We start from the raw sequence: 24,626 nt of genomic DNA on the forward strand, positions 1-24,626 counted from the left end.
ACAGACGGGGCCGGTGGAACGTGGAACCGTTCAGGCGGGAAGCACGACGACGAAGCGCTGCGGCTCCTCGCCCTCGGACTCACTGTTCAGGCCGGCGGCCTTGACCGCGTCGTGCACGACCTTGCGCTCGAACGGCGTCATCGGGTCGAGCTTCACGGGCTCACCGCTGCTCTTGGCCTCGGCGGCGGCCTTCGCCCCCAGCTCGGACAACTCGGCCCGCTTCTTGGCGCGGTACCCCGCGATGTCGAGCATGAGCCGACTGCGGTCCCCGGTCTCCCGGTGCACGGCCAGACGCGTGAGCTCTTGGAGCGCTTCCAGCACCTCACCGTCCCGACCGACCAGCTTCTGCAGGTCACGGCCGGCCGAGTCGCTGATGATCGAGACGGAGGCACGGTCGGCCTCGACGTCCATGTCGATGTCACCGTCGAGGTCGGCGATGTCGAGCAGACCCTCCAGGTAGTCCGCTGCGATCTCACCTTCCTGCTCCAGGCGGGTCAGGGTGTCTGCGCCCTCGGCAGCGGTGGAGGTGGTGCCTTCCGTCACGGGATGGACTCCTTCTTACTTCTTGGACGGGGACTTGGGCCGCTGCGGGCCCTTGCGCTGTCCGGACTGGGCCCTGCTGCGGGTGCTTCCGCCGGACTTCGCGTTGTCCTTCTTGGCAGCGGCGGCGGGCTTGACGTCGTCCTGAGGCGTTTCGGGCTTGGACAGCGAGGTGGGCTCACCAGCCGCTTTCGCCGCACCGCCCTGCCGCTGGGACTTGGTCTGCCGCTTGGGCTGCTGACGCTTCGCGGTCTGGATCGTGGCCGTGGAGCCGTCCTCGGCCTGTGCGGCGGCCGTGGCATCGCCCTTGATCACCGCGCCATCGGTCTGGGCCACGAGGCCCGCCTTGCTCAGACCGTTGATGAACTTGCGCTCGTATTCGTTGCGGTCCCGGCCCTTGGCCATGATGGCCTTGACGATGGCACGCTCACGGCGGTTGCGGGTCTTGCCGTGGTGGGTGACGTGCTTGGCAAGGCGCTCCAGGTAAGCGGCCTGCGCCTTCGAACCCGGCGTCGGGTTGTTGTGGATGACGTACATCTGCTGGCCCATGGTCCACACGTTGGTGGTCAGCCAGTAGACGAGGACACCGACCGGGAAGTTGATGCCGAAGACGGCGAAGATGACGGGGAAGACGTACATCAGCATCTTCTGCTGCTGCATGAACGGCGTCTTCACCGTGGTGTCGACGTTCTTCGTCATCAGCTGGCGCTGCGTGTAGAACTGCGACAGCGACATCAAGACGATCATCAGGGCCGTGACGATCCGCACATCGGTCAGCGAGGCGTTGAGGGCTTCGACCTTGTCCGCGCTGTCCGTGAACTTCGCCGCGAGCGGGGCACCGAAGATGTGCGCCTTCTGCGCACTCTCCAGCAGACGCTCGTTGATCACACCGATGGTGTCGTTGGACGCGATGCTGTTGAGCACGTGGTACAGAGCGAAGAAGAACGGGGACTGCGCCAGGATGGGAAGGCACGAGGAGAGCGGGTTGGTGCCCGCGTCCTTGTACAGCTTCATCATCTCTTCGGACTGACGCTGCTTGTCGTTCTTGTAGCGCTCCTGGATCTTCTTCATCTCCGGCTGGAGCGTCTGCATCGCGCGCGTCGCCTTGATCTGCTTCACAAAGAGCGGGATCAGGCAGATACGGATCAGGATCACCAGGGACACGATGGACAGGCCCCAGGCCCACCCGGTGTCGGGGCCGAAGATGGCCCCGTACACGGAGTGGAACTGGACGATGACCCAGGAGACAGGTGTCGTGATGAAGCTGAAGAGGCTGGCAATCGTGTCCACTAATCATGCTCCTTGGGCATGGGGCGAGGTCTCTGCGGCCGGACTCGAAGAGCTCGTCGGACTTACGGAAGAAGTCTGTCCTTCGGTGGCCGGTTCGGCGGAGGCAGGCCCGCCCTTGCGTGCACGCCAGGCGTCACGCAACATTTCGTGCCACCGCGGGCGCTTGCGCGGCGGGACATGGTCCACGCCACCCAGCGACCACGGATTGCACCGCAGGATGCGCCAGGCCGTGAGTGCTGTGCCCTTGATGGCACCGTGCCGGTCGATGGCCGTGTAGCCGTAGTGGGAGCACGACGGGTAGTACTTGCACACGGGCCCCAGCAGCGGACTGATCGTCCACTGATAGAGCTTGATCAGAGCCAGCAGCGGGTACTTCATCGCGTGCCCCCTCCCAGCAGCCGCTGCAGAGCGGCATCCAGGTCTTGGGCCAGTTGTGCATGGTCGGCGTCGCCCGCTCCGGGCAGCGCTCGTACGACTACCAGGCTACCGGGGGGCAACAGGGCCACTCGATCGCGCATCAGGTGGCGAAGTCTGCGCTTCACCTTGTTCCGCACGACCGCTCCACCCACAGCCTTGCTCACGACGAAACCCGCACGTGTCGGGGGAGCGCTCTCCCCAGGCACATGCGGGTCCGTGACACCGCTGCGAAGGTGTACGACGAGGTGCCTGCGTCCGGCCCGGCGTCCTCGTCGTACCGCGGTCGCGAAGTCCTCGCGCCGCCTCAGCCGGTTGTCGGTGGGCAGCACGACGTCATGACCTGATCGGGATCAGGCGGACAGACGGGCGCGACCCTTGCCACGGCGGGACGCGAGAATCGCGCGGCCGGCACGGGTGCGCATACGCAGCCGGAAGCCGTGGGTCTTCGCGCGACGACGGTTGTTCGGCTGGAAGGTGCGCTTGCTCACTCGGGGGCTCCAGAAAGATGTCGTTGATTGCGGGGTGCCGTCCTGGCTGTCACCGTGCGCCCACGAGTAGCTCGCGTTACGCCCGAGTGCACCGCTGACCGATCATCTTGCGTGATCTGTGCCCATCGGAGGCAGGCGGCAGCAGCCATCGACAACTCGACCTCGTCACGGTACGCGCGGCTGCCTCCTTCGGTCAAACCAGCAGCCACGGGGAGACACTTGTCCACAGGCTGGGGACAACGACTTGAACAGCACCGGCCGCCCTGACTACCGTGACGGAACTCCGATTCGTTCCTTTGTCCCTCGACCACCCCCTTTACAACCCCGACCCGTCCCCGAATCACACGTTCGAGGGACCTGTGAGAGAGCGTGCCCTGTGGCTGACGTACCTGCCGATCTTGCCGCAGTGTGGCCACGCGTACTGGAAGAGCTGCTCGGAGAGGGCCGGGGCCAGGGAGTCGAGGGGAAGGACGAACACTGGATCCGGCGCTGCCAGCCGCTGGCGCTGGTCGCCGACACCGCGCTGCTCGCCGTGCCGAACGAGTTCGCCAAGGGCGTGCTCGAGGGCCGCCTCGCGCCGATCGTCAGCGAAAGCCTGAGCCGCGAGTGCGGGCGCCCCATCCGCATCGCCATCACCGTCGACGACTCCGCGGGGGAGCCCCCGGCCCCGCCGACTGCCCGCCCCCAGCCGCGCTACGAGGAGCCCGAGCTCCCTCCCGCCCGGCAGGACCGACCGGACCGACCGGAGCACGAGCAGTACGAGGGCTACGGCCGGCGCCGCGCCGACCAGGACCCCGGACCGCCCGGCGACCAGCTGCCCACCGCCCGCCCCGCCTACCCCTCGGAGTACCAGCGCCCGGAGCCCAGCTCCTGGCCGCGACCGGGTCAGGACGAGTACGGCTGGCAGCAGCAGCGCCTCGGTTTCCCCGACCGCGACCCGTACGCCTCGCCCTCGCAGAACGCCTACGGCTCCCCGGACGGCTACGGCGGCGCGCCCTCGCAGGACTACCGTCCGCAGCCGATGGAACGCCCCTCCTACGAGCAGCAGCGCTCCGACTACGAGACGTCACGCGCGGAGTACGACCGCAGTAACTACGACCGGGGCGGCTACGACCGCGGCAACTACGACCAGCGCGACACCGCCCGCCGCGAGCTCCCCGAGCCCCCGTCCGGCTCGGGGCACGTCCACCGCGGTGGCCCCGTCGGCCCGAACCTGCCCACGAGCGGGGCGCCCGGCCCACTGGCCGCACAGCCCGCGCCGGCGACCGGCCCCGGTGAGCCGACCGCGCGGCTGAACCCGAAGTACCTCTTCGACACGTTCGTCATCGGCGCCTCCAACCGCTTCGCGCACGCGGCGGCGGTGGCGGTCGCCGAGGCGCCCGCGAAGGCGTACAACCCCCTGTTCATCTACGGGGAGTCCGGGCTCGGCAAGACCCACCTGCTGCACGCGATCGGACACTACGCGCGCAGCCTCTACCCCGGCACGCGGGTGCGGTACGTGAGCTCGGAGGAGTTCACCAACGAGTTCATCAACTCCATCCGCGACGGCAAGGGCGACAGCTTCCGCAAGCGGTACCGGGAGATGGACATCCTGCTCGTCGACGACATCCAGTTCCTCGCGGACAAGGAGTCGACGCAGGAGGAGTTCTTCCACACCTTCAACACGCTGCACAACGCCAACAAGCAGATCGTGCTCTCCAGTGACCGGCCGCCCAAGCAGCTGGTGACGCTGGAGGACCGGCTGCGGAACCGTTTCGAGTGGGGTCTGATCACCGACGTCCAGCCTCCGGAGCTGGAGACACGTATCGCGATCCTGCGCAAGAAGGCGGTGCAGGAGCAGCTCAACGCCCCGCCCGAGGTGCTGGAGTTCATCGCCTCCCGGATCTCGCGGAACATCCGCGAGCTGGAGGGCGCGCTGATCCGGGTGACGGCGTTCGCCTCGCTCAACCGGCAGCCGGTGGACCTCGGGCTGACGGAGATCGTCCTGAAGGATCTGATCCCCGGCGGCGACGACTCCGCGCCGGAGATCACCTCGACGGCCATCATGAGCGCGACCGCCGACTACTTCGGGCTCACGGTCGAGGACCTGTGCGGCACCTCCCGCGGCCGCGCCCTGGTGACCGCACGGCAGATCGCGATGTACCTGTGCCGTGAACTGACGGACCTGTCGCTGCCGAAGATCGGCGCGCTGTTCGGCGGCCGCGACCACACGACGGTGATGCACGCGGACCGGAAGATCCGCAACCTGATGGCGGAGCGACGCTCCATCTACAACCAGGTCACCGAGCTCACCAACCGCATCAAGGCCGGCTGAGCGCCCGCAGGCCCCCGCAGAGGGCGTTCCCGGAGCACATCCGGGAACGCCCTTCTTCGTGCGCCCGCCGACCGGCCTTCGTGCACCTGCCGACCGGTGAGGGCCGACCCTCGCGGCCCCGGGGTCCCGTCCACTGTTCGATTTCGGCACCGGGTTACGGCTGTCCTCCACAGATGTGGCAACTTTCTCCCGTCCACATCCTGGGGACTGTGAAGTTGTCCCGAAACTGTCCACAGCCCTGCTTGCTGGGGCAGCATCGAGCCAGGTCAACTGGCTGTGGATCCGTGGACAAGCGATATCCACAGGCTGTGGACAAGGCAGCGCCCCACAGCCTGTGCACAAAGTTTTCCACCAGCAACCCACAGGCTGAGGCCAGTTGTCCCCAATGATCAGGCGCTTCTCCACACGCCTGTCCACTGTTCGGCAACGTCACGCGCCTCCTCACCGGGTCGAGTGAAAGGCGTCACAGCAAGGTGTCGAGGCCGCCTGTGGGAAAAACCGGCAAACCTGGGGACGGAGCTGGGGAGAACTCGCCCCTCCCTGTGCACGGAGTGTGCAGAACTTTTTGTTCTCCACAGAAACCCCGAGTTGTCCACCGCCTCCACCCACAGGCCCGGTGGACAAAATCCTGGCTCTGAGCTGGGAAAACAAGGTTATCCACGGTATCCACAGGCCCTACTACTACTCCCAACTAGAGAGAGGGAGGAATTCGTTTCGAAGAGGGTCCTGTGCACAACTCGCCGGTTCGACGCCGACTGCCGCTCGTCACGACTTGACCCCGAGGGGCACCTACTGTCAGTGCGGTGCGTCAGACTGGTCTCCGGTGTCCTTCCCTCACAGAGGCCGATGACACCGAGGCAGACGACGAAGGCGAAGCAGGGCGTGAGAACGCCGGCAACAGCAGGAGGCGGCTTACGGTGAAGATCCGGGTGGAACGCGACGTACTCGCGGAGGCAGTGGCCTGGGCTGCGCGCAGCCTCCCGGCCCGTCCGCCGGCGCCGGTCCTCGCCGGCTTGCTGCTGAAGGCCGAGGAGGGGCAGCTGAGCCTGTCCAGCTTCGACTACGAGGTCTCCGCACGGGTCTCGGTGGAGGCGGAGGTCGAGGAGGAGGGCACCGTCCTCGTCTCGGGCCGTCTGCTCGCCGACATCTCCCGCGCGCTCCCCAACCGGCCTGTGGAGATCTCCACAGACGGTGTACGGGCGACGGTGGTGTGCGGTTCCTCGCGGTTCACACTCCACACCCTGCCGGTGGAGGAGTACCCGGCCCTGCCCCAGATGCCGAACGCGACGGGCACCGTCCCCGGTGAGGTCTTCGCGTCCGCCGTGCAGCAGGTAGCCATCGCGGCCGGCCGGGACGACACCCTGCCCGTCCTGACCGGTGTCCGCATCGAGATCGAGGGCGACACGGTGACGCTGGCCTCCACCGACCGCTACCGCTTCGCGGTCCGCGAGTTCCTGTGGAAGCCGGAGGACCCGGAGGCCTCAGCGGTCGCCCTGGTGCCCGCGAAGACGCTCCTGGACACCGCCAAGGCGCTGACCAGCGGCGACCAGGTGATCCTTGCGCTGTCCGGCTCGGGCGCGGGCGAGGGGCTGATCGGCTTCGAAGGAGCGGGCCGCCGCACCACCACGCGGCTGCTGGAGGGCGACCTCCCGAAGTACCGCACGCTGTTCCCGACCGAGTTCAACAGCGTCGCCGTCATCGAGACCGCCCCCTTCGTGGAGGCCGTCAAGCGCGTGGCCCTGGTCGCCGAGCGCAACACCCCGGTGCGGCTCAGCTTCGAGCAGGGTGTGCTCATCCTGGAGGCCGGCTCCAGCGACGACGCACAGGCTGTGGAAAGGGTCGACGCCCAGTTGGAGGGCGATGACATCTCGATCGCCTTCAACCCGACGTTCCTGCTGGACGGCTTGAGCGCCATCGACTCCCCGGTGGCGCAGCTGTCGTTCACCACGTCCACCAAGCCCGCGCTGCTCAGCGGCAGGCCTGCGGTGGACGCGGAGGCGGACGACGCCTACAAGTACCTGATCATGCCGGTGCGGCTCAGCGGCTGACCCGCACCACCTGGCCGCGGCTGCCCCCGGCAGTCCACAGTTGTGCACAGTCCTTCCGGGCCCGGTGGACACCGGATCGTGGATACCGGTCAGAGCCGGACCCGGAAGTGGCCGTGAGCGAAGCCGCAGGTGAGGGCGTGCGCATGAGCGCGTATGCCCACAGATGTGCGTGAGCGCCCGGGTTTAGGGTCGTGTCGGTACGTAAGTGCCGCGGCACGCCCGTGCCGCCATGCCACGTCGCAACCTAAGGAACACAACTGATGGAGCTCGGTCTCGTCGGCCTCGGCAAGATGGGCGGCAACATGCGTGAGCGGATCCGCCGCGCGGGCCACACCGTCGTCGGATACGACCGCAACCCGGACCTCGCCGATGTCCACAGCCTGGAAGAACTTGTGGGCAAGCTCGAGGGCCCGCGTGTGGTCTGGGTGATGGTCCCGGCCGGCCAGGCGACGCAGACGACCATCGATGAGCTCGCCGAGCTGCTCCAGCCCGGCGATGTCGTCGTGGACGGCGGCAACTCCCGCTGGACGGACGACGAGAAGCACGCCGAGGAACTGGCGGCCAAGGGCATAGGCTTCGTCGACTGCGGTGTCTCCGGCGGCGTCTGGGGTCTGGAGAACGGCTACGCGCTGATGTACGGCGGCGACAAGGAGAACGTCGCCAAGGTGCAGCCGGTCTTCGACGCCCTCAAGCCGGAGGGCGACTTCGGCTCGGTGCACGCGGGCAAGGTCGGCGCGGGCCACTTCGCCAAGATGGTCCACAACGGCATCGAGTACGCGATGATGCAGGCCTATGCCGAGGGCTGGGAGCTCCTGGAGAAGGTCGACTCGGTGACCGACGTCCGGGAGGTCTTCCGTTCCTGGCAGGAAGGCACCGTCATCCGCTCCTGGCTCCTCGATCTCGCGGTGAACGCGCTTCACGAGGACGAGCACCTGGACAACCTCCGGGGTTATGCACAGGACTCCGGTGAGGGACGCTGGACTGTGGAGGCCGCGATCGACCACGCGGTCCCGCTGCCGGCGATCACCGCGTCGTTGTTCGCGCGGTTCGCCTCCCGTCAGGAGGACTCGCCGCAGATGAAGATGATCGCGGCGCTGCGCAACCAGTTCGGCGGTCACGCGGTCGAGAAGAAGTAGTCCGAGGAGCTGGTCCGAAGAAGTAAGCCACAGACCGCAGAGCGGCCAGGAGTGGCCACAGCACAGCCGTAGGAACAGTCACGGGGCCATCCCTGGCTGTCCGTCCGCAGGACCGTGGGACGGTCCACAACGTCGGGGAGGTCGGCGCACGACCATGCACGTCACGCATCTGTCGCTGGCCGATTTTCGTTCCTACCCCCGGGTCGAGGTCCCGCTCGACCCGGGGGTGACGGCCTTCGTCGGCCCCAACGGGCAGGGCAAGACGAATCTCGTCGAGGCGGTCGGCTATCTCGCCACACTCGGCAGCCACCGTGTCTCCTCCGACGCCCCGCTGGTTCGTATGGGCGCCGATCGCGCGATCATCCGGGCCCAGGTCCGGCAGGGCGAGCGGCAGCAGCTCGTCGAGCTCGAGCTGAACCCGGGCCGTGCCAATCGCGCCCGTATCAACAGATCCTCGCAGGTCAGGCCCCGGGACGTGCTGGGGATCGTCCGCACCGTGCTGTTCGCACCCGAGGATCTCGCCCTGGTGAAGGGCGATCCCGGCGAGCGGCGCCGCTTCCTGGACGATCTGATCACAGCCCGTTCCCCGCGCATGGCGGGTGTCCGTTCCGATTACGACCGGGTCCTCAAGCAGCGCAACACGCTGCTGAAGACGGCCGCGCTGGCCCGCCGGCACGGCGGGCGCACCATGGATCTGTCCACCCTCGACGTCTGGGACCAGCATCTCGCCCGTGCGGGTGCCGAACTGCTGGCCCAGCGTCTGGATCTGATCGCCGCGATCCAGCCACTCGCCGACAAGGCGTACGAACAGCTCGCGCCGGGCGGCGGGCCCCTCGCCCTGGAGTACAAGCCGTCGGCGCCCGGTGAGGCGCACACACGCGAGGACCTGTTCGAGCAGTTGTCGGCGGCGCTGGCCGAGGCGCGCAAGCAGGAGGTCGACCGGGGCGTCACCCTGGTCGGCCCGCACCGGGACGATCTGCTGCTCAAGCTCGGTCAACTGCCGGCCAAGGGCTACGCCTCCCACGGCGAGTCCTGGTCCTACGCCCTGGCACTGCGCCTGGCCTCCTACGACCTGCTGCGTGCCGAGGGCAACGAGCCGGTGCTGGTGCTCGACGACGTCTTCGCCGAGCTGGACGCACGCCGCCGCGAGCGCCTCGCCGAGCTCGTCGCGCCAGGGGAGCAGGTCCTGGTGACCGCGGCCGTCGACGACGACGTTCCCCATGCGCTGTCGGGGACGCGGTTCGTCGTGGCCGAGGGAACGGTGCGGCGGGTATGAGCGAGCCCGGCCGGCCCGACGGCCCCCCTGCGGGGATGCCCGGGGCGGCTCCTGAGCCCTCGGGCGTCGACCTGGCACGCGTGGCGTTGCGCGCGGCCAGGGAGGCGGCACGCGCGCGTGGGGATGTGGCGCAGCAGAAGAAGCAGGCACGGCGCGGGGGCCTGCGCTCCGGCGCGCGCGGCGACCGGCGCGATCCCATGGCGCTCGGTGCGGCGATCAACCGGCTGCTCACCGAGCGTGGCTGGGAGGCCCCGGCCGCGGTGGGCGGTGTGATGGGGCGCTGGCCCGAGATCGTCGGTGAGGACGTGGCCAAGCACTGTGAACCGGAGCGCTACGACGAGGACGAGCGAGTGCTGTTGGTGCGCTGCGACTCCACGGCCTGGGCGACGAACCTGCGGCTGCTCGCCCCGACCCTGGTCGCCCGGCTGAACGAGGACCTGGGCCACGGCACGGTGAAGCTGATCAAGGTCAATGGACCGGGTGGCCCCGCCCGCCGCTACGGCCCCCTGCGTGCTCCCGGGAGCACCGGTCCCGGGGACACGTACGGGTGACCCGGAGCCCTGTTCCGGGCCGTCCACAGCAAGGTGATCGACATCACATCGAGGCTTTTCGGGGGTGCGTTCGGTCCGCCGATGCCCCTTTCGTCGTACGGCCGGACGGGGTGCGGAACCGTCACCTGACTCATAAGTAGCCAAGGGTTGGCGGTCGGAAGCGCTGGGTGCCCTCGTGAGCCCCTTGGAGCCCCCATCCGCATACCGGGAGTCGGACGAGACCGGTTGAGGGCGGCACATGCGGACTCAGGCACCGGCAAACCCCCATCAATGTCCGAGCTACCGGTAGACTGGAGGCAATCCCGCCCCGACCGTGGGGACCGCCCGGGAAGAGCTGAGCAACGCTGATCAAGGCTTACCAACGCAACATGCCGCAGCCGCTCCGGCAACCCGCCGCCGAGCCTGGCTCGTGGTGTGCCAGAAAGGGCGCTTCGTGGCCGATTCCGGCAACCCCAACGAGAACATCCCGTCCACCGACACCGGCGTGAACAGCGAGGCGACCGCCCTCGACAGCGAGGTCACCGCCTCGTACGACGCCAGTGCCATCACCGTCCTCGAGGGCCTGGACGCGGTCCGCAAGCGACCCGGTATGTACATCGGTTCGACCGGTGAACGAGGCCTGCACCACTTGGTGCAGGAGGTCGTCGACAACTCCGTCGACGAGGCGCTGGCCGGGCACGCGGACACGATCGATGTGACGATCCTGGCCGACGGCGGCGTCCGGGTCGTCGACAACGGACGAGGCATTCCGGTGGACATCGTCCCCTCGGAGAACAAGCCCGCCGTGGAGGTCGTGCTGACCGTGCTGCACGCGGGCGGCAAGTTCGGCGGCGGCGGCTACGCGGTCTCCGGCGGTCTGCACGGTGTCGGTGTGTCCGTGGTGAACGCCCTGTCGAGCAGGATCTCCGTCGAGATCAAGCGGGACGGCCACCGCTGGACGCAGGACTACAAGATGGGCGTCCCCACGGCCCCGCTGGTCCGGCACGAGGAGGTGGAGGAGACCGGGACGACGGTCACCTTCTGGGCCGACCCGGACATCTTCGAGACCACCGACTACTCCTTCGAGACGCTCTCCCGGCGTTTCCAGGAGATGGCGTTCCTCAACAAGGGCCTGCGGATCAACCTCGCCGACGAGCGCGAGTCGGCGAAGGCCACCGCCGGGGCGGACGAGGCGGGTGAGGACGAGAAGCACGAGGTCAGGAGCGTCTCGTACCACTACGAGGGCGGCATCGTCGACTTCGTGAAGTACCTCAACTCCCGCAAGGGAGATCCGGTGCACCCCACCGTGATCGATCTCGAGGCCGAGGACAGGGACAAGCAGCTGTCCCTCGAGCTCGCCATGCAGTGGAACGGCGGCTACACCGAGGGCGTGTACTCCTTCGCCAACATCATCCACACCCACGAGGGCGGTACGCACGAAGAGGGCTTCCGCGCGGCGCTCACCAACCTGGTGAACAAGTACGCGCGCGAGAAGAAGCTGCTGCGCGAGAAGGACGACAACCTCACGGGTGACGACATCCGCGAGGGGCTGACCGCGATCATCTCGGTCAAGCTGAGCGAGCCCCAGTTCGAGGGCCAGACCAAGACCAAGCTGGGCAACACCGAGGTGAAGACCTTCGTCCAGAAGGTCGTCTACGAGCACCTCAACGACTGGCTGGACCGCAACCCCAACGAGGCCGCGGACATCGTCCGCAAGGGCATCGCGGCGGCCACCGCGCGCGTGGCGGCCCGCAAGGCCCGCGACCTGACCCGCCGCAAGGGCCTGCTGGAGTCGGCGTCCCTGCCGGGCAAGCTCTCCGACTGCCAGTCGAACGACCCCACCAAGTGCGAGATCTTCATCGTCGAGGGTGACTCCGCCGGCGGTTCGGCCAAGTCCGGCCGGAACCCGCAGTACCAGGCGATCCTCCCGATCCGGGGCAAGATCCTCAACGTCGAGAAGGCGCGCATCGACCGGATCCTGCAGAACCAGGAGATCCAGGCGATGATCTCCGCGTTCGGCACCGGTGTGCACGAGGACTTCGACATCGAGAAGCTCCGCTATCACAAGATCATCCTGATGGCGGACGCCGACGTCGACGGCCAGCACATCAACACCCTGCTGCTGACGTTCCTGTTCCGGTTCATGCGGCCGCTGGTCGAGGCGGGGCACGTGTACCTCTCCCGTCCCCCGCTCTACAAGATCAAGTGGGGCCGGGAGGACTTCGAGTACGCGTACTCCGACCGCGAGCGCGACGCACTGATCGAGATGGGCCGCCAGGCCGGCAAGCGCATCCGCGAGGACTCCGTCCAGCGCTTCAAGGGCCTCGGCGAGATGAACGCCGAGGAACTGCGCGTCACCACGATGGACCAGGAGCACCGCGTCCTCGGCCAGGTCACCCTCGACGACGCCGCCCAGGCCGACGACCTGTTCTCGGTCCTCATGGGCGAGGACGTCGAGGCCCGTCGCGCGTTCATCCAGCGCAACGCCAAGGACGTCCGCTTCCTCGACATCTGAGTCGGTCTCAGCTGACCGCACCAGGAAGGACCTTCACCAGCAATGACCGACGAGAACACTCCCGTCACGCCTGAAGAGGACGGCCAGATCGGCCTCCGTGTCGAGCCCGTCGGGCTCGAGACGGAGATGCAGCGCTCGTACCTCGACTACGCGATGTCCGTCATCGTCTCGCGTGCGCTGCCCGACGTCCGTGACGGCCTCAAGCCCGTCCACCGTCGTGTGCTGTACGCCATGTACGACGGTGGCTACCGCCCCGAGCGCGGCTTCTACAAGTGCGCGCGCGTCGTCGGCGACGTCATGGGCAACTACCACCCGCACGGCGACTCCTCGATCTACGACGCGCTGGTCCGCCTCGCGCAGCCGTGGTCGATGCGGATGCCGCTGGTGGACTCCAACGGCAACTTCGGCTCCCCGGGCAACGACCCCGCGGCGGCCATGCGGTACACCGAGTGCAAGATGGCGCAGCTGTCGATGGAGATGGTCCGCGACATCGACGAGGAGACCGTCGATTTCAAGGACAACTACGACGGCCGCTCGCAGGAGCCGACCGTCCTGCCCGCACGCTTCCCGAACCTGCTGATCAACGGATCGGCCGGCATCGCGGTCGGTATGGCGACCAACATCCCGCCGCACAACCTGCGTGAGGTCGCGGCCGGAGCCCAGTGGTACCTGGAGAACCACGAGGCCTCGAACGAGGAGCTGCTCGACGCGCTCATCGAGCGCATCAAGGGCCCCGACTTCCCGACCGGCGCCCTGGTGGTGGGCCGCAAGGGCATCGAGGAGGCGTACCGGACGGGTCGCGGCTCGATCACCATGCGCGCGGTGGTCGAAGTCGAGGAGATCCAGAACCGCCAGTGCCTGGTGGTCACGGAGCTGCCCTACCAGACCAACCCCGACAACCTCGCGCAGAAGATCGCCGACCTGGTGAAGGACGGCAAGATCGGCGGCATCGCGGACGTCCGTGACGAGACGTCGTCCCGTACCGGCCAGCGCCTGGTCATCGTGCTCAAGCGGGACGCGGTCGCCAAGGTCGTCCTGAACAACCTCTACAAGCACACCGAGCTGCAGACCAACTTCGGCGCCAACATGCTGGCGCTGGTCGACGGTGTCCCGCGCACGCTCTCCCTGGACGCGTTCATCCGCCACTGGGTGAACCACCAGATCGAGGTCATCGTCCGCCGTACGCGGTTCCGGCTGCGCAAGGCCGAGGAGCGCGCGCACATCCTGCGCGGCCTGCTGAAGGCCCTGGACGCCATCGACGAGGTCATCGCGCTGATCCGGCGCAGCGACACCGTGGAGATCGCGCGCGGGGGCCTGATGGACCTCCTGGAGATCGACGAGATCCAGGCCAACGCGATCCTGGAGATGCAGCTCCGCCGGCTGGCCGCCCTGGAGCGTCAGAAGATCGTCCAGGAGCACGACGAACTCCAGGCGAAGATCAACGAGTACAACGAGATCCTCGCCTCCCCGATCCGTCAGCGGGGCATCGTCAGCGCGGAGCTGACCGCGCTCGTCGAGAAGTACGGTGACGACCGCAAGACCAAGCTGGTGCCCTACGAGGGCGACATGTCCATCGAGGACCTGATCGCCGAGGAGGACATCGTCGTCACGGTCACGCGCGGCGGCTACATCAAGCGAACCAAGACCGACGACTACCGGGCCCAGAAGCGCGGCGGCAAGGGCGTACGCGGAGCGAAGCTCAAGGAAGACGACATCGTCAACCACTTCTTCGTGTCCACCACGCACCACTGGCTGCTGTTCTTCACCAACAAGGGCCGGGTCTACCGGGCGAAGGCGTACGAGCTGCCCGACGCCGGCCGGGACGCACGCGGCCAGCACGTGGCCAACCTGCTGGCCTTCCAGCCGGACGAGTCGATCGCCGAGATCCTCGCGATCCGCGACTACGAGGCGGCGCCCTACCTGGTTCTGGCCACCAAGGCGGGCCTGGTCAAGAAGACGTCGCTGAAGGATTACGATTCACCCCGCTCGGGTGGTGTGATCGCGATCAACTTGCGGGAGCAGGAGGACGGTTCCGACGATGAACTGATCGGGGCTGAACTCGTCTCGGCAGATGATGATCTACTACTGATCAGCAAGAAGGCACAGTCGATCAGGTTCACCGCGACGGACGAGACTTTGCGGCCCATGGGCCGTGCGACCTCGGGCGTGAAGGGCATGAGTTTCCGCGAAGGGGACGAGCTGCTCTCGATGAATGTTGTTCGACCCGGTACGTTCGTGTTCACTGCCACAGACGGCGGGTACGCGAAGCGGACCGCTGTCGACGAGTACCGCGTCCAGGGTCGCGGCGGCCTCGGCATCAAGGCCGCCAAGATCGTCGAGGATCGTGGGACCCTCGTCGGCGCGCTGGTGGTCGAGGAGACCGACGAGATCCTCGCCATCACGCTGTCGGGCGGTGTGATTCGCACGCGGGTCAGCGGAGTCAGGGAGACGGGCCGTGACACCATGGGCGTCCAACTGATCAATCTGGGCAAGCGCGATGCCGTGGTCGGCATCGCGCGTAACGCCGAGGCGGGACGCGAGGCGGAGGAAGTCGACGGCGACGTGGCCGTGGACGAGACCGACGAAGGTGCCGTGACCACCGGCACGGACGAGGGTGAGGTGCCCTCGGCCGAGTAGCACGAGGAGTGAGTCAGCGTGAGCGGAGCCACGGGCACCGGGCCGACCGGTACCAGCACGGGCACGGACGGCGGTGGCCGTGGCTCTGCCACGCGGGCGACAGATCCGCACACGACCAACCTGAAAGCGATCAAGTCGCCCGGCAAGGACTCGCCTTCGTCCGACAGACATGGATCCCAGGGGGGGACTGTGACGGACACCCGAGGTCATCAGCAGAGCACGCCCGGACAGGGCGCCGCTGCTCATACGACCTCACCGCTGCCGGGGGAACGGCAGCCGCAGCAGGCGGGGCCTTACCACCCGCCGCAGGCCTACCAGGCGCAGGCCGGTACGGCAGAGGGTCCGGGCGGCGCGGTACGCCGCCCGCGCACCGGGGCGCGCACCACACCGCGCGTGCGCAAGGCTCGCCTGCGGGTGGCCAAGGCCGACCCCTGGTCGGTGATGAAGGTCAGCTTCCTGCTCTCCATCGCCCTGGGCATCTGCACGATCGTCGCGTCCGCGGTGCTGTGGATGGTCATGGACGCGATGGGCGTCTTCTCGACGGTCGGCGGCACGATCTCCGAGGCGACGGGCTCCAACGAGTCGAACGGCTTCGACCTCCAGTCGTTCCTGTCGCTGCCCAACGTGCTGTTGTTCACGACGATCATCGCGGTCATCGACGTCGTCCTGGCAACGGCTCTGGCGACCCTCGGCGCGTTCATCTACAACCTCTCCGCGGGCTTCGTGGGCGGTGTCGAGCTCACGCTGGCCGAGGACGAGTGAGCGGCGCCCGGCGGCTTCCCGGCCTGCTCTGACGGTCCCCCGGCAACCGATTTTGGGACTGCCCGGGTCGTGCGCTAATCTTCAGGAGTCAGCGCGCGGAACACATACCGCAGAGCGCGGCGGGGCTATAGCTCAGTTGGTTAGAGCGCATCCCTGATAAGGATGAGGCCACAGGTTCAAATCCTGTTAGCCCCACATCGCCATGAGACCCTCGGCCAGTGCGGCCGGGGGTCTTTTGCGTCCGTCTCGGCCTGCCTCGTCTCGGCCTGCCGGCCCTCACCTCGTCCCACCCGGTCTGCCCCATGCCCTTGCACGGGGTGCGAGTGATGGTGTGGGAGGAGTGGGGCTCCGCTCCCTCCGGGCCCGTTCGCCGGTGGGGCGGGGTGCGGTGGCGGCCGGGCCTGACGCGCTCGGTGGTGAGGGCATGGGGAAGGCCCGGTTGCCCGTTGCCGGGCAACCGGGCCTTTCGTGTGCCGCCGGGGCTGTACGCGAGTTCGCCGGGACTTCGGGGGAGCCGGAGACGGCACGGGTGGGGTGTGGTGAGGCAGCGGGCCTCCAAGGGGCCCAGCGGCTCAGCGCTGGAGCGGGAGGTGGCCGGTGCGGGGCGCCGCGGGGGATGTGGTGTCGTCGGAGCAGGGGGTGGAGGCCGGGTCAGGGGCCGGGTTCGCGAGCGGGCGGTGGCGGCACCTGGGGGATCCTCCGTGGGCCTCCGCGCGGATGCGCTGTTTCATCGTGGGGGGCAGGGCCCTCGTATGGGACCAGGGCCGGACGGACGCGGCCGGCGTCGTCACGTCCGGGGCGCTCTTGCTGTTGCGGGTCGTCTCGGTCTGGGATACAGCCGCGGCGGAGGCGGTCGTGGTGATGAGTCCGAGCGCCGTGCACAGCGCGAGGAAGGCGGTGACGATGGCGGTCCACAGCTTCATGACCTTGTTCCGGGCCATGGCCCCTCACTTTCGGGTCGGGCGATTTGCGTACTTTGCTCATCATGTGTATGCGGGCCGCGAAGTGGTGGACCAACGTCCGTGGCGCGTCGATGTTCAGATGAACACCACCCGGATGGTCGCAAGAGGGGCGAAAAGCGAAAGAATCCGGAGGGAGGCAGTCAAATTAACCGACTGTGCGGAGGTGGTCACCCTCTGGTCCGGTCGGCGTGCTCAGCTCCTACTGCACAGTAAAGATGGGGAGTTGCGCGGCCGGCACAGGTCACTGATCGGTATCGGTCGGTGTGTATAGTCGGGCGCCAGAGGTCCCCTACGTCAAGAAAGACGAGGTCGCGCGGTGAAGAAGCTTCTCCTGGTCGCACTGGCCGCCATCGGCGGGCTCCTCGTGTACCGCCAGATCCAGGCGGATCGCGCCGAGCAGGACCTGTGGACGGAGGCGACTGACTCCGTGCCCACGGGTTCGTGAGTACCGACATACGACGCTGAACAGACCCCGGCCGCGCTCGCGGTCGGGGTTTTGTGTGTCGTGGGGCCTTGCCGACGGGCCTTGTCCGCGGGGCAGGATGGGGCGCGGTGCGACGTCCGGGCGACGACGAGGGGTGGCGCGTGAGGGGACGGCGGTGTATGGCGTGGGGGCGGCACGCCCGGACGGGGCGTGGTCGGGCGCCGGCTGCCCTGCGCGCGGGCGTGGTGACGCTCGCGTCGGTGATGCTGTTGGGGGCCCCGGGTGTGTCTGCGCGGCCGGGGGCGGCTGCCGCCGGGGCCCCCGAGGCGGTTTCCCGGGCTTCCGGAAACGCCGGGGCCACCGAGGCCCTCCGCGCTGCTTCCGGGGCTCCTAAAGCCTCTGAGGAGTATGCCTTCACCGGGGGCGCACAACGGATCGACGGGGCGGGGAGCACCGCCGACGCCGTACGGCTGGAAGCCGGCCGGACCTACCGGAGCACTCTTCCGGCGAGCGGCAGGATCCACTACCGCCTGGAACTCGACGCCGGCTCGAACGTCTACGTCTCCGCCACCGCCGTCCCCCCGGGCCGTGGCAGCGCCGCCGTCATCGACGGCGTCAAGGTGTCCGTGCAGGACACGGACGGCCGCTCCTGTGACGTGGACACCACGACGTTCGGCGCCGCCGCCAGCCCGCACCCGGTCGCCGCGTCGGCCGTGCGCGAGATCTCCCCCGGGAAAACCCTCTGCCAGGACGCCGGTACGTACTACGTGACCGTCGAACGCGCCGATCCGGACGGAAAGGGCGCCTCCCCCGACGCCTGGGAGCTGGAACTCACCATCGCGTCGGAACCGCGGCTGGAACGAACCGAAGGGACGACCGCGCCCGAGGAGTGGAACTCCGCCTCGCCCCAGCCCGTCACCGGAGAGGCCCGACGGCGCGCGGGCGGTGTCGGTTTCGCCGAGGCCACCCCGCTCGGTGAGGGAGTCTGGCGGGACGACATCCGGCCCGGCCGGACGCTCTTCTACAAGGTTCCCGTCGACTGGGGCCAGCAGTTCCACGCCACCGCCGAACTGGGCAGTTCGAGCTCGGACGGCACCGGGTTCGTCCCCGCCGCCCTGGACCTGGACCTCTACAACCCCGTACGCGGGCATGTCGCGGACGTGGGCATCGGCTACGACGGCAGACAGAAGTCGGGCAGCCTCCCCTCACTCCCCCACGTCGCGTACGCCAATCGCCATGCCACCGGCGCCCAGGTCGGCGCGATGCGCTTCGCAGGCTCCTACTACCTCGTCGCACACCTCACGGCGGAGGTGGCGGACGACTTCGGTGACGGACCCGTCCCGCTGAAGCTGCGGGTGCGGGTCATCAGCGGTGCGGCACAGGACGGGCCGGAGTACGCGGGGGAGTCCGTTCCGGCGGACATCTTCGCGGTCACCGCACAGGACCGTGAGGCGGCGGCTCGGGGTCGGTCCACGGGGGACGGCACCGCGATGACGGCGCTCGCGGTGGGCGGTATCGGAACCGGCAGCGCACTGCTGGTGGGACTCGCCGTGTGGACGGTGGCCGCTCGACGAAGAACCGTTTCCCAGGACGATCCGGGCGTCAGACCCGCGTGAGGGCCCAGAACCCCACGGCATAGCAGGCCAGCGCCAGGAGCAGGAGAGGGACGGCGACCCGTGCGGGAGGACCGGGGCGGCGCCGTCGCCGACCGGTCGCCCCGCGCCGTGAAGCGGCCTTGCCCGAAGGCGGAACCTGCGGGACGCGGGCGGTGTACTCAGCAGTGGAGGCATCGGCGCGATGCGACGCGGGGCCGGGATACGCCGACGGGGGGAACGACGGCGGGAACAGGGGGAAGCGCAGTGGGTGAGCGCCGTCGGGCGGGGACATGGGACCGGCATGGGCCACCTGCTGTGCGACGTGAGGAGGCGGGGACGGTGTCCGGCCCTGGGACTGTGCCCGGGCGTACACCTGTCCCGGTACCCGTCCCTGCCCCTGACCCGGTGGGGTGTGCGCGTGGGGCGGTCGAGCGGGTGCGGGGGAGGACGTGACCGTGGCCTGGGGCGGTGGCAGGTGAAAGCTGCCGGTGTCCGACATCGAGGGCTGTTGCGGCGGGGCGGACGGTGCCGGGCCGGTGCCGACGACACCGGTCGCGGTGGGCCGGCTCGCGGGAACCGGGCGGCCGGCCCCGCCCCCATGGGGGGAGGCGCCGCCGTGACCCGGGTCGGAACGGGAGGGGGAGTCGCCACGCCCGGAGGTTCCGAGCGGAGCGCCTGCCGCTCCGGCTCCGGACGGGCGGCCCGCCTCCCCGCCCTCCGGGTGCTGTCCCGCCCCTCCCGGACGGCTCGGGGCCGAGCGCACGCCCGAAGCCGCCTTCAGCGGGCCTTCGGGACCGAAACCCGGGGGAAGCGGGCCGAGTTGGTCGAAGATCTCGATCAACTCGTCGTCGGGGCCGGGCACCGGGAGGAGCTCCCTGGCCGCGGCCAGGGCCTTGCGCGCCCCCGTGGCCGTACGGAACCGTGCCTGCGGGTCCGGCTGCAACAGGGTGGCCACGACCTGCCACAGCGGGTCGGGGATGCCCTGGGGAGCCCCGGGCGTGCCGTGCTCGGTGAAGTACTGGATGAGCGCCTTGGCGTCCGGTTTGGCGCCCTCCAGCAGATACAGCGCGACCAGACCCACCGCGAACAGGTCCGCGGGGAAGTCCGGTTCGGAGCCCAGCAGCTGCTCCGGCGCGAGATAGCCGGGCGTGCCCACCACCAGGTCGGTCTCGGTCAGGCGCGGTTCACCGAGCCGCATGGCGATACCGAAGTCGGACACCCGCAGACGCGGTCTGCCCGTGCCGGTGGCTTCCAGGAGCAGGTTGGCGGGCTTGATGTCGCGGTGCACGACGCCTTCCGTGTGCACCGCGGTGAGCCCCGCCAGCAGCTGGTCGAGCAGGGTACCGACGAACGCCGGCGGCAGGGGTCCGTAGTCACCGATGAGGTGAACCAGTGAGCCGCCGGCGACCAGGTCCATGGTGAACAGGACCTGGTCGTCGTCGGCGGCCCAGCTGCTGGGGGCGAGCACATGGGGGTGATCGATCCGCAGGGCCTGCTCGCGCACGAAACGGAGCAGGGAGTGGGCGTCGCTCTGCAGCAGGACCTTGGCCGCCACGTAGCGGCGACGGCGGTGGTCCCAGGCACGCCAGACGGCACCGACACCCCCGCGCCCGATCGGGTCGACCAGCTCGTACCGGCCGGCAAAGACCTCACCCATGGCTGTGCGTCGCTCCTCCCCCAGCGGGATCTCCCCTTGCCCTGCCCCTTTGCTTACCCCTTCTGCCCCTGCCCCGACTGCGGCCGGGGGATCAGTTCTGGTGGGACTGGTAGTGCGCGACCGCGTCGGAGGTGCGGCCGGCGCCGTAGACCCGGAGGAACTCTGCCAGCTCGGGGTGGGTCGGGGCGAGGGCGTCGGCGGCGTCGATGATGTCGCCGGCAGCAGCCACCGAACGCAGCAGTGACTGGATCTCCCGCACCACCCGCTTGACCGTGGGTGCGCCCGAACTGCTCGTCGTCTGTGTGGTGTTGCTGAGCACCGAACCCCCCTGCGACTTCTTGATCTCCTCCATGCGCTCGGTCGCCTCGGCCGCGCTGACACTGCCGTCCGCAACCTGGCCCGCCAGGTCCTGCAGCAGCTGCACCCGCTGGACCACCGCGGGATTGCCGATCTTCGCCCGCTGACCGCTCATCAGCTGCGACAGCATCGGTGCGGACAGCCCCAGTACCCCAGCGAGACGAGCCTGGTTGAGGCCGAGGTCGTCTATGAGCTTACGGAAGAGCGTCCCCAGCGGCTCCCCGTACCAGTTCCGCTGCAGTTCCCGCGCTCTTGCGGTCGCTTCCTGCTGTGCGGCGTCCATTGCGTCTCCCCATCGCTTCCCCAAGAACCGTGGTTCGCTGTAGCGAACCACGCCGAGCATCTTACGGAGAGTGGTTGGTCACGGGGACCCCCAATCTTTTTGCGGAACCCCCCGGGGGACCCGGTACTCTTGTTTCCGGCGCCCACCCGGATGTGCTTGTTCCTGGTGGACGCTTCACACACGGGGCCTTAGCTCAGTTGGTAGAGCGCTGTCTTTGCATGGCAGATGTCAGGGGTTCGACTCCCCTAGGCTCCACAAGGAAACCCTTCCCACCTGCGGAAAACAGGTGGGAGGGGTTCTTTCTCGGTAACTCCAGGAGCTCGGCGCCACGGCGCCACGGCTCCAGGGAGCCTTCGAGGCCCTGGCTTCAGGGCCGGGCCCCGGGCCCACCGGACTGTTTCACGTGAAACAGCCCGGTGCGGCGGAAGACGCTGAAGTCTCCCGCCCCACCAGGCTGTTGGTACCGCAGGCGATGGATGTCGCAGACCGACGGCATCGAGATCTTTCGATGCCGCATCTTTCGATGCCGCCCGAGCGTCAGGACTGCTCGTCGCGCTTGGCGGCCTCCTCCTCGGCCTCCTTCGCCCGGACCTCGGGATCGAGGCTGGAGCCGCGGCTGCCGTCCACGGACGACAGCGCGCCCGGCTCCCCGACATCGGTCGCGGCCGGCGGTTCCACCAGCCAGTCCGGGTTGGCCTGCTTGTCCCACCACTTCCAGGCGGCGAATGCACCGCCGGCGACGGCCCCCAGGACCACGAGCACCTTCGCGGCCCGGCCGGCCTTCGCGCGCCGCCGCTGTTTGCGGACGAGTTTCTGGATCTGTTTGGCCGAGACCTGACCGCGCAGTGCGGCCAGTACCGCCGCGCTGCGGGCCGCGGCCTCGTCCCGCGCCGGACCGGCGGCGGCCTTGGCCTGCTCGATCCTCGGCCGGGAGTAGTCCGCCGCCTGCTGGGCAGCCTTGCGGGTCCGGACGGCGGCCTCGTGAGCAGCCAGATCGACCTTCGGCGGCACATGGCTCCGGGCCTGCTCCAGATACGGCTGCACATGGGCGCCGTACTGGACACGGGCCTGCCCCGCGGCCTGGGTCACCTTGGGCGCCAGCCGTACGCGCGCCTCCTGTGCGTAGTGCGCGGCCTTCACCTTGGCCGTGTCGGCGTAGGGCGCCACCACTTCCGCGGCATGCAGCACGCTGTCCTTCGCCGAATCAGTCGCGGCGCGCACGCTATCGATGCGGGTCACGGTTCCTCCTCCTCGGTGGCGTACGTTTTTCGACTGTCCACCCATTTACGGATCATGCCTTCCGCCTCGCTGCCGGGCATGTGCGGAGGGGCATACGGGTGCCGATGGCACTGATCGAGTGCAATAGCGGATGAATACGGGGGAACGGGAGCTTGTCGTCGACAATGCCACGGATCGTTCCCGGGTGCCCCCGTCACGGAAGGACTCACCCGGTTTTCTGCAAGTGGTTCGGCTCTGCTGCCCTCCTGTGGACGGACGGCGGGCGACTGGACGCCCCGTCCGTGCGAGGATCGGTGAGTTACGGAAAGACAACGGAAGGCACATCGTGGCTGATCAGCTCTACGCCACCCTGAAGACCAACAACGGCGACATCGAGGTCCGGCTCTTCCCGAACCAGGCGCCGATCACCGTCAAGAACTTCGTCGAGCTCGCCAAGGGCGAGCGGGAGTGGACCCACCCGGAGACGGGCGCCAAGTCCACGGACAAGCTCTACGACGGCACGGTCTTCCACCGGGTGATCAGTGGCTTCATGATCCAGGGCGGTGACCCGCTGGGCAACGGCACCGGCGGTCCCGGCTACCAGTTCGAGGACGAGTTCCACCCGGACCTGCGCTTCGACAAGCCCTACCTGCTGGCCATGGCCAACGCGGGTCCGGGCACCAACGGCTCACAGTTCTTCATCACCGTCTCCCCGACGGCGTGGCTGAACCGCAAGCACACCATCTTCGGCGAGGTCACCGACGCCGCGAGCCAGAAGGTGATCGACACCATCGCGGCCACGCAGACCAACCCCCGGACCGACCGTCCGGTCAACGACGTCGTCATCGAGTCGGTCGAGATCCGCGAGGGCTGAGAACGCCGTAAGGGCCGAGTGCGGCCCCGCCCCCAGGAGTGCGAAAGCCCCAGAGGGAACCAATCGCCCCGCTCATCCGTAAGGATGGGCGGGGCGGGGCCTTTTCCACACGACCTAGGGGATCCCATGGACGACCAGGCTGCAGGCAGCCCGCAGGACGCCCGCAGTGTCCCGGTCTGCTATCGCCACCCGGACCGCGAGACCGGCGTTCGCTGTACCCGCTGCGCACGCCCGATCTGCCCCGAGTGCATGGTCAGCGCCTCGGTCGGTTTCCAGTGCCCCGAATGCGTCCGTGGGGGAGGCCCGGGCACTGGGCACGCGCCCGCCGCCTCGATGCCCCGCACGATCGCCGGCGGCACCGTCGCCGGTGACCCCCGGCTGATCACCAAGATCCTGCTCGGGATCAACATCGCGGTGTTCATCGCGGTGCATGTCTGGCCGTCACTGCTGGGCCACCTCGTGCTGATCGGGACCTGGCCGCCGCTCGGCCCCGCCGAGGGCGTCGCCGAGGGCGAGTGGTACCGCCTGGTCACCTCGATGTTCACTCACGAGGCGATCTGGCACATCCTCTTCAACATGCTCGCTCTGTGGTGGCTCGGCGGTCCGCTGGAGCAGGCCCTCGGCCGGACCCGTTACCTCGCGCTGTACCTGATTTCGGGCCTGGCGGGCGGTGCGCTGACCTATCTGCTGGTCCCGGGGACCACGGCCTCGCTCGGTGCCTCCGGTGCCATTTTCGGGCTGTTCGGCGCGATGGCCGTTCTGGTGCGCCGGCTCAATTACGACATACGGCCGATCATCGTCCTGCTGGTGATCAACCTGGCCTTCACCTTCAGCCCGGGCTTCAACATCGCCTGGCAGGCCCATATCGGAGGGCTCGTCGCCGGTGTGGCGATCGGGTACGCCATGGTCCACGCCTCGCGCGAGCGGCGGGCTCTGATCCAGTATGGAACCTGTGCACTGGTCCTTGCCGTGATCGTGTTGATGACCCTGCTGAGGACGGCCCAGCTCGCTTGAGCACCGGTTGTCCACAGTCTGTGCCGGATCTTGTGCACAGTGTGCAGGAACATCTGTGCCTGCTGTCGCTGATCAGTGTTTCTGCAGGTCAGCGACGCGCGAACGCGCTTTCGGTTGCTGGTGCTTCTGTCACACCGGCGTCAATCTCCGACAGGTTATCCACAGATCGTCGTTTCTTTTCCCCATGCTGTGGACATGCCTGTGGATAACTCGGTGGACAACCCTGCCCGGAGCTGGCGGACAACTCTGCCCTGGACCGCCGGGCGGTCCAGGGCAGGGTTGGGGCAGT

General features: G+C 68.5%; 21 protein-coding genes and 2 tRNA genes. 14 read left to right on the forward strand and 9 right to left on the reverse strand.

From position 1 onward, the window contains the following. Nucleotides 1-30: 30 nt before the first annotated feature. The 5 genes from AB0I73_RS03400 to rpmH are packed head-to-tail and all read right to left on the reverse strand — an operon-like array spanning nucleotide 31 to nucleotide 2,735. Entirely contained in the window at nucleotides 31-543 is a 513-nt protein-coding gene (locus AB0I73_RS03400) for a R3H domain-containing nucleic acid-binding protein (protein WP_109376581.1), read from the reverse strand. A gap of 15 nt (nucleotides 544-558) precedes the next feature. Next, nucleotides 559-1,830 (reverse strand): membrane protein insertase YidC, encoded by a 1,272-nt coding sequence (gene yidC / locus AB0I73_RS03405; protein ID WP_363033302.1) that lies wholly within the window; start codon nucleotides 1,828-1,830, stop codon nucleotides 559-561. A gap of 3 nt (nucleotides 1,831-1,833) precedes the next feature. After that, a complete protein-coding gene (gene yidD / locus AB0I73_RS03410) occupies nucleotides 1,834-2,208 on the reverse strand; it encodes a membrane protein insertion efficiency factor YidD (protein WP_363033304.1) in 375 nt (124 codons plus the stop codon). Beyond that, on the reverse strand, nucleotides 2,205-2,576 hold the full coding sequence (gene rnpA, locus AB0I73_RS03415; RefSeq protein WP_109376584.1) for a ribonuclease P protein component: 372 nt from the start codon (nucleotides 2,574-2,576) through the stop codon (nucleotides 2,205-2,207). Before rnpA ends, yidD begins: the two co-directional genes overlap by 4 nt. Nucleotides 2,577-2,597: 21 nt before the next feature. After that, nucleotides 2,598-2,735, reverse strand: coding sequence for a 50S ribosomal protein L34 (rpmH, locus tag AB0I73_RS03420; protein ID WP_003949374.1), 138 nt, complete (start codon nucleotides 2,733-2,735; stop codon nucleotides 2,598-2,600). 376 nt (nucleotides 2,736-3,111) lie between these two features. Here rpmH and dnaA point away from each other — a divergent pair, with 376 nt between their 5' ends. The 9 genes from dnaA to AB0I73_RS03465 all read left to right on the forward strand — a co-directional run bounded on the left by dnaA (nucleotide 3,112) and on the right by AB0I73_RS03465 (nucleotide 16,148). After that, on the forward strand, nucleotides 3,112-5,049 hold the full coding sequence (gene dnaA / locus AB0I73_RS03425) for a chromosomal replication initiator protein DnaA (protein WP_363033306.1): 1,938 nt from the start codon (nucleotides 3,112-3,114) through the stop codon (nucleotides 5,047-5,049). Between the two features lie 917 nt (nucleotides 5,050-5,966). After that, nucleotides 5,967-7,097 carry a DNA polymerase III subunit beta gene (gene dnaN, locus AB0I73_RS03430; RefSeq protein ID WP_109376586.1) on the forward strand — a complete coding sequence of 377 codons (1,131 nt, stop codon included), beginning with the start codon at nucleotides 5,967-5,969 and terminating at the stop codon, nucleotides 7,095-7,097. Between the two features lie 260 nt (nucleotides 7,098-7,357). Then, complete coding sequence (gnd, locus tag AB0I73_RS03435) at nucleotides 7,358-8,233, forward strand: phosphogluconate dehydrogenase (NAD(+)-dependent, decarboxylating) (RefSeq protein WP_363033309.1); 876 nt, start codon at nucleotides 7,358-7,360, stop codon at nucleotides 8,231-8,233. A gap of 154 nt (nucleotides 8,234-8,387) precedes the next feature. Next, entirely contained in the window at nucleotides 8,388-9,509 is a 1,122-nt protein-coding gene (recF, locus tag AB0I73_RS03440) for a DNA replication/repair protein RecF (RefSeq protein WP_363033311.1), read from the forward strand. Further along, nucleotides 9,506-10,060, forward strand: coding sequence for a DciA family protein (locus AB0I73_RS03445; protein ID WP_363033313.1), 555 nt, complete (start codon nucleotides 9,506-9,508; stop codon nucleotides 10,058-10,060). The genes recF and AB0I73_RS03445 overlap by 4 nt, the downstream gene beginning before the upstream one ends. Nucleotides 10,061-10,493: 433 nt before the next feature. Continuing rightward, on the forward strand, nucleotides 10,494-12,554 hold the full coding sequence (gyrB, locus tag AB0I73_RS03450) for a DNA topoisomerase (ATP-hydrolyzing) subunit B (RefSeq protein WP_363033315.1): 2,061 nt from the start codon (nucleotides 10,494-10,496) through the stop codon (nucleotides 12,552-12,554). Between the two features lie 42 nt (nucleotides 12,555-12,596). Further along, nucleotides 12,597-15,191: a DNA gyrase subunit A gene (gene gyrA, locus AB0I73_RS03455; RefSeq protein ID WP_363033317.1), complete on the forward strand. Its 2,595-nt coding sequence runs from the start codon at nucleotides 12,597-12,599 to the stop codon at nucleotides 15,189-15,191. A gap of 18 nt (nucleotides 15,192-15,209) precedes the next feature. Next, nucleotides 15,210-15,953 carry a DUF3566 domain-containing protein gene (locus AB0I73_RS03460; protein WP_363033319.1) on the forward strand — a complete coding sequence of 248 codons (744 nt, stop codon included), beginning with the start codon at nucleotides 15,210-15,212 and terminating at the stop codon, nucleotides 15,951-15,953. Between the two features lie 121 nt (nucleotides 15,954-16,074). Further along, a tRNA-Ile gene (locus tag AB0I73_RS03465) sits at nucleotides 16,075-16,148 on the forward strand. A 377-nt stretch (nucleotides 16,149-16,525) separates the two neighbouring features. Here AB0I73_RS03465 and AB0I73_RS03470 read toward each other — a convergent pair. After that, complete coding sequence (locus AB0I73_RS03470; protein ID WP_363033321.1) at nucleotides 16,526-16,894, reverse strand: DUF6344 domain-containing protein; 369 nt, start codon at nucleotides 16,892-16,894, stop codon at nucleotides 16,526-16,528. Nucleotides 16,895-17,231: 337 nt separating this feature from the next. Between AB0I73_RS03470 and AB0I73_RS03475 the strand changes: the two genes are divergently transcribed. Together AB0I73_RS03475 and AB0I73_RS03480 are read left to right on the forward strand one after the other, a co-directional pair. After that, entirely contained in the window at nucleotides 17,232-17,360 is a 129-nt protein-coding gene (locus AB0I73_RS03475) for a DLW-39 family protein (protein ID WP_003999697.1), read from the forward strand. Between the two features lie 263 nt (nucleotides 17,361-17,623). Then, nucleotides 17,624-18,955 (forward strand): hypothetical protein, encoded by a 1,332-nt coding sequence (locus AB0I73_RS03480; RefSeq protein ID WP_363033323.1) that lies wholly within the window; start codon nucleotides 17,624-17,626, stop codon nucleotides 18,953-18,955. Here the strand turns inward: AB0I73_RS03480 and AB0I73_RS03485 are convergent. After that, nucleotides 18,942-20,591, reverse strand: coding sequence for a protein kinase (locus AB0I73_RS03485; RefSeq protein WP_363033325.1), 1,650 nt, complete (start codon nucleotides 20,589-20,591; stop codon nucleotides 18,942-18,944). The genes AB0I73_RS03480 and AB0I73_RS03485 overlap by 14 nt on opposite strands. A gap of 91 nt (nucleotides 20,592-20,682) precedes the next feature. After that, nucleotides 20,683-21,231: a DNA-binding protein gene (locus AB0I73_RS03490; protein WP_363033327.1), complete on the reverse strand. Its 549-nt coding sequence runs from the start codon at nucleotides 21,229-21,231 to the stop codon at nucleotides 20,683-20,685. A gap of 182 nt (nucleotides 21,232-21,413) precedes the next feature. Between AB0I73_RS03490 and AB0I73_RS03495 the strand changes: the two genes are divergently transcribed. Next, nucleotides 21,414-21,486 (forward strand) — tRNA-Ala (locus tag AB0I73_RS03495). Between the two features lie 282 nt (nucleotides 21,487-21,768). Here AB0I73_RS03495 and AB0I73_RS03500 read toward each other — a convergent pair. After that, complete coding sequence (locus tag AB0I73_RS03500) at nucleotides 21,769-22,470, reverse strand: DUF5324 family protein (RefSeq protein WP_363033329.1); 702 nt, start codon at nucleotides 22,468-22,470, stop codon at nucleotides 21,769-21,771. 325 nt (nucleotides 22,471-22,795) lie between these two features. On the opposite strand from AB0I73_RS03500, the gene AB0I73_RS03505 reads away from it, so the two are divergent. Both AB0I73_RS03505 and AB0I73_RS03510 read left to right on the forward strand, forming a co-directional pair. Further along, entirely contained in the window at nucleotides 22,796-23,323 is a 528-nt protein-coding gene (locus AB0I73_RS03505; RefSeq protein ID WP_109376611.1) for a peptidylprolyl isomerase, read from the forward strand. Nucleotides 23,324-23,449: 126 nt separating this feature from the next. Continuing rightward, nucleotides 23,450-24,337 carry a rhomboid family intramembrane serine protease gene (locus tag AB0I73_RS03510; RefSeq protein ID WP_363033331.1) on the forward strand — a complete coding sequence of 296 codons (888 nt, stop codon included), beginning with the start codon at nucleotides 23,450-23,452 and terminating at the stop codon, nucleotides 24,335-24,337. Nucleotides 24,338-24,626: the final 289 nt, after the last annotated feature.

The organism is Streptomyces sp. NPDC050388 (assembly GCF_040655635.1).
Lineage (GTDB): Bacteria > Actinomycetota > Actinomycetes > Streptomycetales > Streptomycetaceae > Streptomyces.

What these genes read in the sequence shown, in the direction of transcription:
- AB0I73_RS03470 (WP_363033321.1), bottom strand. Translation starts at nt 16,894, where the DNA reads ATGGCCCGGAACAAGGTCATGAAGCTGTGGACCGCCATCGTCACCGCC.
- gnd (WP_363033309.1), top strand. Translation starts at nt 7,358, where the DNA reads ATGGAGCTCGGTCTCGTCGGCCTCGGCAAGATGGGCGGCAACATGCGT.
- recF (WP_363033311.1), top strand. Translation starts at nt 8,388, where the DNA reads ATGCACGTCACGCATCTGTCGCTGGCCGATTTTCGTTCCTACCCCCGG.
- gyrA (WP_363033317.1), top strand. Translation starts at nt 12,597, where the DNA reads ATGACCGACGAGAACACTCCCGTCACGCCTGAAGAGGACGGCCAGATC.
- yidD (WP_363033304.1), bottom strand. Translation starts at nt 2,208, where the DNA reads ATGAAGTACCCGCTGCTGGCTCTGATCAAGCTCTATCAGTGGACGATC.
- AB0I73_RS03490 (WP_363033327.1), bottom strand. Translation starts at nt 21,231, where the DNA reads ATGGACGCCGCACAGCAGGAAGCGACCGCAAGAGCGCGGGAACTGCAG.
- AB0I73_RS03485 (WP_363033325.1), bottom strand. Translation starts at nt 20,591, where the DNA reads ATGGGTGAGGTCTTTGCCGGCCGGTACGAGCTGGTCGACCCGATCGGG.
- AB0I73_RS03445 (WP_363033313.1), top strand. Translation starts at nt 9,506, where the DNA reads ATGAGCGAGCCCGGCCGGCCCGACGGCCCCCCTGCGGGGATGCCCGGG.
- AB0I73_RS03510 (WP_363033331.1), top strand. Translation starts at nt 23,450, where the DNA reads ATGGACGACCAGGCTGCAGGCAGCCCGCAGGACGCCCGCAGTGTCCCG.